The organism is Hymenobacter sp. UYCo722 (assembly GCF_040547115.1).
Taxonomy (GTDB): domain Bacteria; phylum Bacteroidota; class Bacteroidia; order Cytophagales; family Hymenobacteraceae; genus Hymenobacter.
The window spans coordinates 21,259-34,114 of record NZ_JBEPPC010000002.1; the positions used below are offsets into that span (position 1 = coordinate 21,259).

10 protein-coding genes are annotated in these 12,856 nt (G+C 63.5%); 3 read left to right on the plus strand and 7 right to left on the minus strand.

Annotation, left to right across the window (positions count from 1 at the left end):
- Positions 1 to 83: 83 nt before the first annotated feature.
- Positions 84 to 1,343 carry a metal-dependent hydrolase family protein gene (locus tag ABIB44_RS05915; protein ID WP_502916489.1) on the plus strand — a complete coding sequence of 420 codons (1,260 nt, stop codon included), beginning with the start codon at positions 84 to 86 and terminating at the stop codon, positions 1,341 to 1,343.
- A 145-nt stretch (positions 1,344 to 1,488) separates the two neighbouring features.
- Here ABIB44_RS05915 and uvrB read toward each other — a convergent pair whose 3' ends face one another.
- From uvrB to ABIB44_RS05930, 3 genes are all read right to left on the minus strand, one after another.
- Entirely contained in the window at positions 1,489 to 3,531 is a 2,043-nt protein-coding gene (uvrB, locus tag ABIB44_RS05920; protein WP_354583713.1) for an excinuclease ABC subunit UvrB, read from the minus strand.
- A 232-nt stretch (positions 3,532 to 3,763) separates the two neighbouring features.
- Positions 3,764 to 5,530 carry a hypothetical protein gene (locus ABIB44_RS05925; protein WP_354583714.1) on the minus strand — a complete coding sequence of 589 codons (1,767 nt, stop codon included), beginning with the start codon at positions 5,528 to 5,530 and terminating at the stop codon, positions 3,764 to 3,766.
- Positions 5,520 to 6,374 (minus strand): RNA polymerase sigma factor, encoded by an 855-nt coding sequence (locus ABIB44_RS05930; protein ID WP_354583715.1) that lies wholly within the window; start codon positions 6,372 to 6,374, stop codon positions 5,520 to 5,522. The genes ABIB44_RS05925 and ABIB44_RS05930 overlap by 11 nt, the downstream gene beginning before the upstream one ends.
- Before the next feature lie 153 nt (positions 6,375 to 6,527).
- Between ABIB44_RS05930 and wrbA the strand changes: the two genes are divergently transcribed.
- Positions 6,528 to 7,142 (plus strand): NAD(P)H:quinone oxidoreductase, encoded by a 615-nt coding sequence (wrbA, locus tag ABIB44_RS05935; RefSeq protein WP_354583716.1) that lies wholly within the window; start codon positions 6,528 to 6,530, stop codon positions 7,140 to 7,142.
- 72 nt (positions 7,143 to 7,214) lie between these two features.
- Here the strand turns inward: wrbA and ABIB44_RS05940 are convergent, their stop codons facing one another.
- Both ABIB44_RS05940 and ABIB44_RS05945 read right to left on the minus strand, forming a co-directional pair.
- The gene (locus ABIB44_RS05940; RefSeq protein WP_354583717.1) at positions 7,215 to 7,985 is read right to left on the minus strand and encodes a LytR/AlgR family response regulator transcription factor; all 771 of its coding nucleotides are present in this window, start codon (positions 7,983 to 7,985) and stop codon (positions 7,215 to 7,217) included.
- A 307-nt stretch (positions 7,986 to 8,292) separates the two neighbouring features.
- On the minus strand, positions 8,293 to 9,489 hold the full coding sequence (locus ABIB44_RS05945; RefSeq protein ID WP_354583718.1) for a sensor histidine kinase: 1,197 nt from the start codon (positions 9,487 to 9,489) through the stop codon (positions 8,293 to 8,295).
- Positions 9,490 to 9,773: 284 nt separating this feature from the next.
- On the opposite strand from ABIB44_RS05945, the gene ABIB44_RS05950 reads away from it, so the two are divergent.
- Entirely contained in the window at positions 9,774 to 11,219 is a 1,446-nt protein-coding gene (locus tag ABIB44_RS05950; protein ID WP_354583719.1) for a serine hydrolase domain-containing protein, read from the plus strand.
- Between the two features lie 101 nt (positions 11,220 to 11,320).
- Here ABIB44_RS05950 and ABIB44_RS05955 read toward each other — a convergent pair whose 3' ends face one another.
- Both ABIB44_RS05955 and ABIB44_RS05960 read right to left on the minus strand, forming a co-directional pair.
- Positions 11,321 to 12,064, minus strand: coding sequence for a shikimate dehydrogenase family protein (locus ABIB44_RS05955; protein ID WP_354583720.1), 744 nt, complete (start codon positions 12,062 to 12,064; stop codon positions 11,321 to 11,323).
- Between the two features lie 54 nt (positions 12,065 to 12,118).
- Positions 12,119 to 12,787: a DedA family protein gene (locus tag ABIB44_RS05960; RefSeq protein WP_354583721.1), complete on the minus strand. Its 669-nt coding sequence runs from the start codon at positions 12,785 to 12,787 to the stop codon at positions 12,119 to 12,121.
- Between the last annotated feature and the right edge of the window lie 69 nt (positions 12,788 to 12,856).

The window sequence follows — 12,856 nt, forward strand, 5'->3', positions numbered from 1 at the left end:
GGCGCTTTCTGTTTATGAAAAAACTCTCTTCGCTACCCCACCCGCTGGCTTGTCGGTCCATCCTGCGCCGCACGTTGGGCAGCATGCTGCTGGTAGGAGCCAGTATTCTGGCGAGCCACGCGCAGTCAACCGCGCCCGCCCCCACCGCCACCCTGCTGCGCCCCGCCGCCGTGTTCGACGGCCAGGACCGCCACGAGGGCTGGGCCGTGCTGGTTGAGAACGATAAAATCACGGCCGTCGGCCCGGCCGCGCAGGTAACCGCGCCGGCCGGCGCGCGCACCCTCGACCTACCCGGCCTCACCTTGCTGCCCGGCCTGATTGAAGGCCATTCGCACCTGCTGCTGCACCCTTACAACGAAACCAGCTGGAACGACCAGGTGCTCCTCGAAAGCCTGGCCCTGCGGGTGGCCCGCGCCACGGCCCATGCCCAGCGCACCCTGCTGGCCGGTTTCACCACCAGCCGCGACCTTGGTACCGAAGGCGCGGGCTACGCCGACGTGGGCCTGAAAGAGGCCATCGACCAGGGCATTATTCCTGGGCCGCGCCTGCTGGTGGCCACCCGGGCGCTGGTGGCCACGGGCAGCTACGGCCCCAAGCTCTCGGTAGATGAGAATGTGCCCCAGGGCGCGCAGGAAGCCGACGGTGTCGACGGCATTATCCGGGCCGTGCGCGAGCAGATGGGCAAGGGAGCCGACCTCATCAAAGTGTACGCCGACTACCGCTGGGGCCCCAACGGCACGACCCAAACCACGTTTTCGCAGGACGAGCTGAACCTGATTGTGCAGACTGCCCGCTCGGCCGGGCGCGGCGTGGTGGCCCACGCCAGCACGCCCGAGGGCATGCGCCGCGCCACGCTGGCCGGTGTCGAAACCATTGAGCACGGCGACGGCGGCACCCCCGAAGTCTTCGAGTTGATGCGCAAGCGTGGCGTGGCGCTGTGCCCCACCGTAGCTGCCGGCGACGCTACGGCCCAGTACAAGGGCTGGCGCAAGGGCACCGACCCCATGCCGGCCCGCATCGCGCAGAAGCACGTGAGCATGGCCGCCGCCGTGAAGGCCGGCGTAACGCTGGCCATGGGCGGCGACGTGGGGGTTTTTACCCACGGCGACAACGCCCGCGAAATGGAGCAGCTGGTGCGCGACTACGGCCTCACGCCGCTGGTAGTGTTGCGCCAGGCCACCAGCGGCAACGCCCGCATCTTCCACCTCGCCGACCGGGGCCGCTTAGCCCCCGGCCTGCTGGCCGACATCGTGGCCGTGGCCGGCGACCCCACGCAGGATGTGGCCGCCGTACGCCAAATCCGGCTGGTGATGAAGGGCGGCGTGCTCTACCGGCAGCCGTAGAACGGCAATTATAAAAAGCTCGTCACTGCTTTTATCCGTCATACTGAATGCAGTGAAACCTCCCGTCACTCCGGAACGAATCGTTTTGCGGTGACAGGGTGCTTCACTGCGTTCAGCATGACGGATGCGCCAGAGGAGTACTTATCTACTCCCGCTTGTTCTTCAGCATGCCTTTCAGGGCGGCCAACTCGTCGCGTAGCCGGGCGGCGGTCAGGAAGTCGAGGTCCTTGGCGGCGGCCTCCATTTGCTTTTCGGTAGTTTTGATGAGCTTTTCCAACTCAACTTTGTTCATCATGGCTACCACGGGCTCAGCGGCCATGGCCAGGGCTACGCCATCGGCTTCGAGGTTCCCGTAGCCGGCGGCTTCGATGGTGCGGTAGTCGGCTAGGTCGGTCTGGCCCATGATTTCGGCGTGGCTCTTACGCACCGTGCGCGGTGTAATGCCGTGGGTCTCGTTGTAGGCGGCCTGGGTGGCGCGGCGGCGGTTGGTCTCGTCGATGGCGCGCTGCATGGAGCCGGTGATGCGGTCGGCGTACATAATCACCTTGCCTTTGTCGTTTCGGGCGGCCCGGCCCATGGTCTGAATCAGGCTGCGCTGGTCGCGCAGGAAGCCCTCCTTGTCGGCATCCAGAATAGCCACCAGGCTCACCTCGGGTAAGTCGAGTCCTTCGCGCAGCAGGTTCACACCAATCAGCACGTCGATGTCACCCAGGCGCAGCTTGCGCAGAATCTCCACCCGGTCGAGGGTTTTCACGTCGGAGTGCACGTATTCGACCTTGATGCCAAGGCGGTCCATGTACTTGCTCAGCTCTTCGGCCATTCGTTTGGTGAGGGTGGTGACGAGCACGCGGTCGCCCATTTTCACGCGGTTGTCCACCTCGTCCAGCAGGTCGTCAATCTGGTTGATGCTGGGGCGGATGTCGATTTCGGGGTCGAGCAGGCCGGTGGGGCGGATAATCTGCTCCACCACCACACCGTCGGCCTGGGCCAGCTCGTAGTCCGAAGGTGTGGCCGACACGAACACCGCCTGCCGGTACATGCTCTCAAACTCGTTGAAGGTCAGCGGCCGGTTGTCCAGGGCCGAGGGCAAACGAAAGCCGTACTCGATGAGGGCGGTTTTGCGGCTGCGGTCGCCGCCCCACATGGCCCGAATCTGGGGCATGGTAGCGTGGCTTTCGTCCACTACCAGCAGGTAGTCGTCGGGGAAGTAGTCGAGCAGGCAGAAGGGGCGCGAGCCCGGCGAGCGGCCGTCGAAGTAGCGCGAGTAGTTCTCGATGCCCGAGCAGTAGCCCAGCTCCCGAATCATCTCCAAATCGAACTCGGTGCGCTCCATAATGCGCTTGGCTTCGGAGTCACGGCCTTCCTTCTCGAAGTAGGCGTGCTGCTGCACCATATCATCCTGAATCTGCTTGATGGCCGAGTTCAGGGTTTCCTTGCCGGTCACGAACAGGTTGGCCGGGTACAAAGCCAGCCCGCTGGGCTCGTCGCTTAGCTTCTTGCCGCTCACCGGGTCAATCTTGTGCACCGACTCAATCTCATCGCCGAAAAAATAGAGGCGGATGGCGTAGTCGGCGTAGGCCGGAAATACGTCCACGGTATCACCCTTCACCCGGAACGAGCCCCGCGTGAATTCCACCTCGGTGCGCGAGTACAGAATCTGCACGAACTGATAGAGCAGGTTATTGCGGGTATATTTCATGCCCGGCTTGAGGAATATGACGTTTTTGGCAAATTCCTCGGGGTTGCCGATGCCGTAGATGCATGACACCGAGGCAATCACAATCACGTCGCGCCGCCCGCTTAGCAGCGTGGAGGTGGTATGCAGCCGCAGCTTCTCGATTTCAGCGTTGATGGCCAGGTCTTTCTCGATAAACACATCGGTGCTGGCGATGTAAGCCTCCGGCTGGTAGTAGTCGTAGTAGCTGATGTAGTACTCGACCGCATTCTGCGGAAAAAACGCCTTAAACTCGCCGTAGAGCTGGGCGGCCAGCGTTTTGTTGTGGCACAGCACCAGGGCCGGTTTGCCGGTTTCGGCAATCACGTTGGCCATGGTGAAGGTTTTGCCGGTGCCGGTGGCCCCGAGCAGCACCTGGGCGTGCTCGCCGTTGTTCACGCCCTCCACGAGCTTGGCGATGGCGGTGGGCTGGTCGCCGGTGGGCTTGAATTCAGAGGTTAGTTTGTACTCCATGCAACGCGAAAGGTAGGCCGAATTGGTCAGCCTACCTTAACCCAAACGGCCCGCAATGGGTTTCGCGGGAATCAGAAAAGAGTGTAAGGCTTGCCTTAAAACAGAACGTCATGCTGAGCTTGTCGAAGCATCACTACCGCAATACTAAAATTAATTAGCCGCGCGGTAGCGATGCTTCGACAAGCTCAGCATGACGTTCTGTTAATTTCTATTATTCCTTACCGCTCAAAACCTACCGCCCAAATTCCACCGCCGCTTCCAAACCCACGCTGTAGGGGTGGCTTTGGGCGAAGTAGCTCTGTACCGGGTGGGCATTCAGCGATACCAGGCCCAGCTCGGCCACCGGGCCCATGCTGAAGGCCCAGCGGCCCGCGCCCGGGCTAAACCGAGCTCCCGCCGCGCCACGCAAGCTGCTGGTAATGCGGCGGTAGGGCGTGCTGGCCGAGGTGAAGCTATACGTTTGTGTTACCTCCGGGCGGCCGGCCACTTCGCTGCGGCTACCCAGCAGGGCACTCACCACGCCACCGAAGCGGCCGTAGAGGCTCCAGCCACGTTTGGCGGGATTGCTGTAGCGCAGCTCTAGCGGCAGGCTGGCCAGCGTGTAGCTGAAATCGGTGGTGCGGCGCTGGCCGCTGCCCACGGTCTGGCCGCCGTCGGCAACCTGCTCGCCCACGAAGGCGACCGTGCTGGCCGAGCGGGCGTTGGCTTTGGTGAGCTCGACGCCGGTGCCCACCGACCAGTGCCCGCGCAGGTGGCGGGCCACCGTGAGGGCCAGGCGCTGGCTGAGACCGGCGCGCAGGTTCTGGCGGTATTCCAAGGCGGCCTGCTCGCTCAACTCGGCTGGGCCGAGCACGGGGTTATAGCCGAATTCGGGCTCGACGCCCTCGCGCGAAAAATTGATGTTTGGGTTGAAGGCGCTGGCCGTGTAGCTCGCACCATACTGCCAGCGGTGCATACCCAGGGCCAGCTCCGTCGGCGCGGGGCCGGCGGCCAGGGCAGCGGGCAGCGCCGGGGCGGGGGCCTCAACGACACCTAGCGCGACCGTGCGGCTGGCCAGCAGGCCAGCTTCTTCAGCACCCAGCGTGGCAGTCGGGGCTATTGCAACCGCTGCCAACAACGACGCCGCCGATACCGAAGCGGTGGCCGGAACCGCCGTGGCAACCGCGCCCGTGCTGCCCGTAGCCAGCGTGGCCCCGGCACCAGCGGCCGTAGTCGTGCTGCCAACAGCAACCGCGCTGGTAGCTACGGTCGAATTATTCGCCTCCCCCGAAGTAGAGCCGGGTGCCTGGGTGCTTTGTGCAGCCACCAAACCGGCCTGCATTGCAGCCGCCGCATTCGTTACGGCAGCTTCGTTGGCAGCATTTGCGGCAATGGTTGCAGACCCGTTACCAGTCGCTAGCGTGCTGGCGTCGTAGCCAGCTGCCGCCGAGCGGCTATAAGTGGCCGGCACCGTTCCGTTGGCGCTACTCAGTTCGCTACGCGGGCTGGCCGGCCGCGTTGAAGCCAAGCCCTGCAAAGCGGCTGACGAGTTGCCCAGCCCATCGCGGCCAGCCGCTGCGCGGCGGCTTTTGTCATTTATTAGCTCGTTATCCGCCCCCTGCACTGCGGCAGCAGAGGCCACTGCGCCCCTCACGGCGGCAGCCGCATCTACCGAGCTGGCCGCCGGACCGAAGCCAGGGCGAGTGGTGGTGCCTGCCGGCGGGCGGCCCGGCGTGGTGGTAGCCATTTCGGGTCTGCCCACCAAGCCGGTGCGACCGGCCCACCAGCCGGTACCGGCCAGCGTGGCCAGCAGCAGGCTGGCCGCCGCCACCCAGCGCGTGGCCACGAGGCGACGGCGGTACTGCTCATTCTGCCGAATCAGCAGCGAGTTGTCAATCTGGTCCCACAGCACGGGGCGCGGGGGCACGGCAGCCTCCTCGCCCAGGTGGTGGCGGAATAATTCCTCCAGGCTGCCGGTATTTTTAGGCGTAGTGTTATTTTCGATAGGATTAGCGGACATGACGGGTTGGGGCGTTGAGGCGCTCCAGTTTGGTTTGGAGGATAACACGGGCGCGGGAGTACTGCGACTTGCTGGTACCCTCGCTGATAGTTAGTAATTCGCCGATTTCTTTATGCGTATAGCCTTCGATGGCGTAGAGGTTGAACACCATGCGGTAGCGCGGAGCCAGCTCCTGCACCATTGCCAGCAGCTCTTGAAAGTTGAAGTTGCTGAGCGTAAACTCTTCACTGGATAGGGTTTCGGGGTAGTCGCCGTCGCTCACCGCCACTAGCGAGGCGTTGCGCCGATGCTGGCGCAGGGCCGCGTTAATCATGATACGGCGAATCCAGAATTCCAGCGGGCACTCGCGCCGAAAGCTGCCCAGCGTGCGAAACACCGTCACGAAACCTTCCTGCAGCACGTCCTCGGCCTCGAACGTGGTTTGGGCGTAGCGCAGGCACACGGCCATCATCTTGCCGGCGTACTTGTCGTAAAGCAGCTTCTGAGCCAGCTGACGGCCGCGCAGGCAACCGTCAATCAGTTCGGCCTCGGTGGGCGGGCTGGCAATGGCCGACGAGCGGCTGGCAGTCAGGCGCGGGGCCACGGCCGATTGGTCAGGTAGTACGTCATCAGCCCCAAACGCAAACCAGGTGGCCGCGCTCACGCCCGGCGGGCGGTACCCGTGCCGGCCAGGGAAGCAGTTGAGAGAGTCGAGTTTTGCAGCATAAGAAGGCAGGTTGGTAGCACAAATCGCCGGCGCGTGGACCGCCGACGGAAGGGGGATGCCCACCCGCGCCAAAGGGTTGCAAGCCCCGGCCACAATCGTGGCCAGCCCGCGCCGAAACTCTTCCCAAGCCTCCTTCATCCTGCAAGATAACCCGCCCGGCTATCGCTGCTGACGCGCCCGGATTCCGCACCGCATTCGGTAGCAGGCAGCCGAGCTTTTTGCGGCTACCTGCGTATTACCGGTTTCCCCAACACTGTTCATTTTTTCATTTCAACCTTTTTCCTCTTTCCCATGAAGACGCTTGTGCTCTTTTATTCGACTTATGGCCACATCTGGAAAATGGCCGAGGCCATTGCCGAAGGGGCCCGCGAGGTAGCCGGCAACGAAGTGGTGGTGAAGCGGGTGCCCGAAACGCTGCCCCAGGCCGTTCTCGACCAAACGGGGGCCACCGGCGCGCAGCAGGCCTTTGCCCACGTACCCGTAGCCACCCCCGACGAGCTGACTCAATACGACGCCATCATTTTCGGCACGCCCACGCGCTACGGCAATATGTGCGGCCAAATGCAGGCCTACCTCGACAGCACCGGGGGCCTGTGGGCCAAGGGCGCGCTGGTGGGCAAAGTAGGCGGCGCTTTCGTGAGCACCGCCACCCAGCACGGCGGCCAGGAAACCACCATTCGCGCGGTTCATACTGCGCTGCTGCACCACGGCTTCATTTTGGTGGGCCTGCCCTATGCCTGGCAGGGCCAGATGGGGCACGAGGAAGTAACCGGCGGCACGCCCTACGGGGCCAGCACCGTGGCCGGCGGCAAGGGCGAGCGCCAGCCCAGCGCCAACGAGCTCGAGGGTGCCCGGTTCCAAGGCCGGCACACCGCCGAAATTGCCCAGAAACTGGCGGCGAAATAAGGTTTTCCGGCATTTGAGGAGTCCGTTGCCCTGTAATAAAATGCCCCGCTTCTGTGAAGAGGTGGGGCATTTTTATAGCTGCTGGTGGGCCCGAATCAGCTCGGCGAAGGCGTCGCGGTAGGTGTCGCCCACCGGCAGCAGGCGGCCCGCTACCTGCACCTTGCCCCGCTCGACGTGCTCGATGCGGCTGAGGGCCACCAGAAACGACTTATGGATGCGGGCAAACCGCTCGGCCGGCAGCACTTCCTCTACCCGCCGGAAGGATTGCAGGGTGAGAATATTGCCGGCCGTGGTGTGCAGCATCAGGTATTCCTTCATGCCTTCCACGTACAGAATATCATCAAAGGCCACTCGTTGCAGGCGGTGCTCGTTCTTCACGAACATGGCATCGGCGGGGGTAGCGGGCGGTACCGGAACGGCCGTGGTTTCGACTGCTACTGGCTGGGCGCTGGCGGCTGCGCTACTTACCGGAGCAGCGGCCCCAGCCAGTGGCCGCACCTTGCCCACGGCCTGCAAAAACCGGTCGAAGGCAATGGGTTTAAGCAGGTAATCGGCCGCGTTCAGCGTGTAGCTCTGCACGGCGTACTGGTCGAAGGCCGTGGTGAAGATGACGCGCGGCGCGGGCGCGGGCAGCAGCTGTACCAGCTGCAGGCCCGTGAGGCGCGGCATGTTGATATCGAGAAATACGATATCGACCGGGTTATCCTGCAAAAATGCCAGACCGGCCAGCGCATCATGAAACCGCCCCCGCAACTCCAGAAACGGCACCTGGGCGCAGTAGTCGGCCAGCAGGTCGAGGGCCAGGGGTTCGTCGTCGAGAATAGCGCAGGTAAGGCGGTGCATAGCGGGCAAGAAAGAAGGAAAGGCCCGGCAAGTTAGCCGTTGGGGTTAGGAGTGGGAACAGCGGATAAGTAGAACGTCATGCTGAGCTTGTCGAAGCATCTCTACCGCAGCAATAAGTAGTCGCGCAAAAATAACCGCAGCAAAAAAGGCGGTCATGCTGAGCTTGTCGAAGCATCTCTACTGCTTCGTTGCAAGGCCCTTGCGAAGCGGTAGAGATGCTTCGACAAGCTCAGCATGACCGCCTTTTTACCCCATTACCCCATTACCCCATCACCTCATTCCCCCATCACCTCATTCCCCCATCACCTCATTCCCCCATCACCTCATTCCCCAATTCCAGCGTCACGGCGTACTCCCCCGGCAGCGTGCGCACCGTGAGGGCGTGGCGGCCAGGGTACAGCAGTTGCAGCCGGCGGCGCAGGTTGTGCAGGCCCAGGCCGCCGGGCTGGGCGGGCAGCGCGGCATCGCGGGCCACCACGTAGTTGTGCACCGTCACGTGCAGCGTGGCGGCATCGGGCAGCTCGATTTCGATGCGAATGGCTTCGGGCCGGGCAGCCAGGTCGCCGTGTTTGAAGGCGTTTTCGACCAGCGGCAGCAGCAGCAGCGGCGCGATGGGGAAAGCCTCCGGGGCCACCGGGCCATCGACGTGCAGCACGATGGCAGTGGCGGCCTCCGCTTCGGGCAGGCGCAGGCGCTGCAGGTCCAGAAAGCTGCGCAAGTGGGCCAGCTCCTGGCTCAGCGGCACGGTGTCGGCGCTGCTGTCGTAGAGCAGGTAGCGCATGCTTTCGGCCAGGCGCAGCACGGCTTCGGGGGCGCGGTCCGACTTACGGCTTGTGAGCGAATAAATGTTGTTGAGCGTATTAAACAGAAAGTGCGGGTTGATTTGGGTTTTGAGCATGGCCAATTCCGTGAGCAAGTGCTGGCGCTCGAGCTCGTGGCGGGTGCGCTGCCCCCGCAGGTAGTCGAGCGTGATGCGCACGCCCGAGCTGGCCAGCATAGTGGCCACCCCGGCCAGCAGCAGGCCCGCAAACAGCTCCCAAAACTTCTCCCGCAAATCGGGGTCGAAGCCCTGCATCAAGTGGTACACCAAGTTTGAGGTGGCCAATCGCAGCAGCGTGAAGCCTACCGCCGACCCCAGCACGCCCGCCAGGTAGCCCCGCACGCGCCCCAATGCCAGCGTGCGCGGGAACAGCCCCGCCCAGTTCCAGTAGAACATGGCCGCCGTGAGGGCATCGAGCACGGCGTTGCGGACAAACCACACCTTATCAAGGCGCACCGGCGACTTCGGCGTGATGCGAATGGCGTAGTAGAGCATGTCGTCGATGCTCAGCAGCACCAGCATCAGCACCAGGTGCACCCACCACGGCACGGGCGTGTGGTCGGCCGGGCGGGGCCACCAGCGCGGGCGCGCCGCCCACCAGCCGGCCGGCCGCGACGCGGCTCCCGACGCGGTGGCCGGAACAGAGGAAGCAGGGGCGGGGGGCGAAATCAGCAGGTTTTCCACGCCGAAAGGTAGCCGCTGGCTGCCCGGCTAGCCCACGTTTTCAACCAACTCCTCGTTGCCCGCCGCCAACGCCCGCCCGGCGGCCCCCAACGCCCCAGGCGGCGGCCAGGCGGGCGGCGGCACCGCCAGCAGAGGCGTTTGTCAGTCGAAACGTGGCGTTGCTGGCCGGAAAAACCCGGTTGGTTGAATACTTGAAAAAGGCTATTTGAGTCTGCCTAGGTTTGCCTCGGCTTCCAACTCAGAGAGCCACCCACTTGCCTTCTCACCTTTTCCTGCTTGCCGCCATGAAAAACCTCCTGCTGCCCGCCCCTTCCTTGTTCCGCGTTGCCCTGCTGGGGCTGCTGGCGGCCACCGCGCCCGCTGCCACTACAACTGCCGCCACCAAACCCACCGTTTCGCTGTCCCAGCAGCTCGACGACTACGTGAAGCTGTACGAGCAGGCCGGCTTATTTAATGGCAGCGTGATGGTGGCCGACCAGGGCCGCATCGTGCTGCAAAAGGGCTACGGCCTGGCCGACCGCGCCACCAGTACGCCCAACACGCCCGATACCAAATTCCGCATTGGTTCGCTCACCAAGCAGTTCACCGCCGCGCTGGTGTTGCGGCTCGTGGAGCAGGGCAAGCTGAAACTCGACGGCCGGGTGGGCGACTACCTGCCCGATTACCCCACGGCTGCCGGCCGCGCCCTAACCCTACACCAGCTCCTGAGCCACACCACCGGCTTGCCCGAGTACCTGGCCTTGCCCGCTTTAGCGGCCATTTCCACCACGCCCCAAACGCCCTCGCAGCTCGTGGCCATCTTCGCCAACCAGCCGCTGGAATTTGCGCCCGGCAGTCAGCACCACTACAGCAACTCAAACTACATCCTGCTCGGGGCCATCATCGAAAAGGTAACGGGCAAATCCTACGCCCAGGTATTTGATACTCAAATTGCCCGCCCCGCCGGCCTGCGCGCCACCGCCTACGCCCCCACCGAACCCGCCGATGCGCGCCGCGCCGCTGGCTACACCACCACGCCCAACGGCCTCGCTCCCGCGCCACCCATCCACCTGAGCGTACCCTTCGCGGCCGGGGCCATTACCTCCACTGTCACCGACCTCTACCGCTGGAACGAAGTGCTGCTGGGCACCAATGTGCTGTCGGATGCCAGCCAGCGCCTGCTCTTCACACCCGTGAAAGAAAACTACGCCTATGGCTGGATGGTGTTTAAGGCCCGCATCGGCGCGGCCCCCGATACCGTGCTGATGCAGGAGCACAACGGGGCGGTCAATGGCTTCGCGTCCTACCTGGTGCGGGTGCCGGAGCGCCGGCAGTGCATCGTACTGCTCGATAACCACAGCAGCCGCGCCCTCGCCGACCTGCGCCGGGGTCTGCTCCGCCTCATCAACCACCAGCCGGCCACGCCGCCCAGCGTAGCTGCCGCGCCACCGGCCGCCGCAGCTGCCAGTACAGCTGCGCCCGTAGCCATCGCCGCTGCCGTGCTGAACACCTATGTGGGGGTATATGAGCTGAATCCGGCGTTTCGCATTACGGTGCGGCAGCGCGACAACCACCTCTTCGTGCAGGCCACCGGGCAGTCCGAGTTGGCCACCGATGCCGCTTCGGCGGTGCTGTTCACGCTGCGCGGTCTACCGGCCCAGGTCGAATTTGGCAAAAACGAGAAGGGCGAAGTTGCCCAGCTCTATCTGCTGCAGGGCGGCCAGCGCCAGACTGCGCCCCGCGTAGAATAGCCGCAAGCGCATCATACAATCCATAGTGCTATAAACCGGCCCGTCATGCTTCGACCAGCTCGGCATGACGGGCTGGTTTTATTCTTTGCGCTGAATACCTGCTACCGTCCGCTCCAGATATCCCAGGCGGCCTCAGCCTGCCGCTCCAGCATCTCGAAGCCGTTTTTGGTGTGCGCCCCGGCTGCCTGCCCCTTGGCCATGAACAAGGTTTCGCTGGGGTTGTACACCAGGTCGTAGAGGTAGTGCTGCGGCCCCAGCAGCTCGTAGGGCAGAGGCGGGCACGCATCTACCTGCGGGTAGGTGCCCAGCGGGGTGGCATTGATGATGAGCGAATGCACCGCCAGCACCGCCGGGGTCAGCTCGTTGTAGTTCAGGCCCGCGCCCAGCGGGTTGCGGGTCACGCTCCAGTGCGCAATGCCCAAGTCGTTGAGGGCTACTACCACGGCCTTGGCGGCCCCACCGGCTCCCAACACCAGCGCCCGGCTACCGGCCCCGCCCGGAAAAAACTGCCGCAGCGAATCGCGAAAGCCTACCACGTCGGTATTGTGCCCGCACAACGAACCATCGGGCCGGCGCTCAATCACATTCACGGCTCCCACGCGGGCGGCCGACGTGGCCAGCTCGTCGAGGTAGGGCACCACCGTTTCCTTGTAGGGTACCGTTACGTTCAGCCCCACTAGGTCGGGGTTGGCGCGCAGCAGCGCCGGCAGCTCGTGAATGTCGGCCAGCTCGAACAGGTCGTAGCGGTGGTCATCGGCCAGCCCCTGCGAGTAAAACTTCTGGGTGAAGTAGGTCTGCGAAAACGAGTGTTGCAGGGTGCGGCCAATAAGCCCGAATTGACGCATAATAATAACGCAGACTGATTGTGAGCCGATAGAACGTCCTGCCTGTATAATTTATCAGGCTGCCGCCTTGTTCCCGAACCTGTCTTTCAGAAACGAGAACAGCGGCGGTAGCACCGACACCAGAATGATGGCGTAAATGACCAGGGTGAAGTTTTTCTGCACCCATTCAATATTACCGAAGAAGTAGCCCGCCAGCGAAAGCGACACCACCCACAGCGCCGCCCCCGCAATGCTATACGACGCAAAGTGGCGGTACGTCATCGTGCCCACGCCTGCCACAAACGGCGCGAACGTGCGCACGATGGGCACGAAGCGCGCCATAATGATGGTTTTGCCGCCGTGCTTGGCATAGAAAGCCTGGGTCTGGTCGAGGTACTTGCGGTTCAGGAACTTATAGTTTTCCCGAAACACCCGTGGCCCCAGGTAGTCGCCCACCAGGTAGTTCAGGTTATCCCCGATAAAGGCGGCGGCCATTAGCAGCGGTACCAGCAGCCAGATGTTGAGCAGCGGGTGGCCGGTTTCGGGATTGGGCTGGGCCGCCAGCGTGCCGGCCACAAATAGCAGCGAATCGCCGGGCAAAAAGGGAAACACAATGACCCCGGTTTCAGTGAAAATGATGAGAAACAGAATGAGGTAGGTAAGGTTGCCATAGTCGTGCACCACGTTCACGAGGGTTTTATCGAGGTGCAGCAACAGGTCGAAGAAGTGCTTAAGGAGTTCCATGCCGAACGAAAAGTGAGCTGCAAAGAAAACGGCCCGCCGCCGAAGTAGCTGCGCCATCAGTCTTTTCAG

Excerpts from the sequence above, each read along its gene's own strand:
- ABIB44_RS05940 (WP_354583717.1), bottom strand. The coding sequence starts at position 7,985 with ATGCACCGCCTTACCTGCGCTATTCTCGACGACGAACCCCTGGCCCTC.
- ABIB44_RS05925 (WP_354583714.1), bottom strand. The coding sequence starts at position 5,530 with ATGTCCGCTAATCCTATCGAAAATAACACTACGCCTAAAAATACCGGC.
- ABIB44_RS05950 (WP_354583719.1), top strand. The coding sequence starts at position 9,774 with ATGAAAAACCTCCTGCTGCCCGCCCCTTCCTTGTTCCGCGTTGCCCTG.
- ABIB44_RS05915 (WP_502916489.1), top strand. The coding sequence starts at position 84 with ATGCTGCTGGTAGGAGCCAGTATTCTGGCGAGCCACGCGCAGTCAACC.
- uvrB (WP_354583713.1), bottom strand. The coding sequence starts at position 3,531 with ATGGAGTACAAACTAACCTCTGAATTCAAGCCCACCGGCGACCAGCCC.
- wrbA (WP_354583716.1), top strand. The coding sequence starts at position 6,528 with ATGAAGACGCTTGTGCTCTTTTATTCGACTTATGGCCACATCTGGAAA.
- ABIB44_RS05930 (WP_354583715.1), bottom strand. The coding sequence starts at position 6,374 with ATGAAGGAGGCTTGGGAAGAGTTTCGGCGCGGGCTGGCCACGATTGTG.
- ABIB44_RS05955 (WP_354583720.1), bottom strand. The coding sequence starts at position 12,064 with ATGCGTCAATTCGGGCTTATTGGCCGCACCCTGCAACACTCGTTTTCG.
- ABIB44_RS05960 (WP_354583721.1), bottom strand. The coding sequence starts at position 12,787 with ATGGAACTCCTTAAGCACTTCTTCGACCTGTTGCTGCACCTCGATAAA.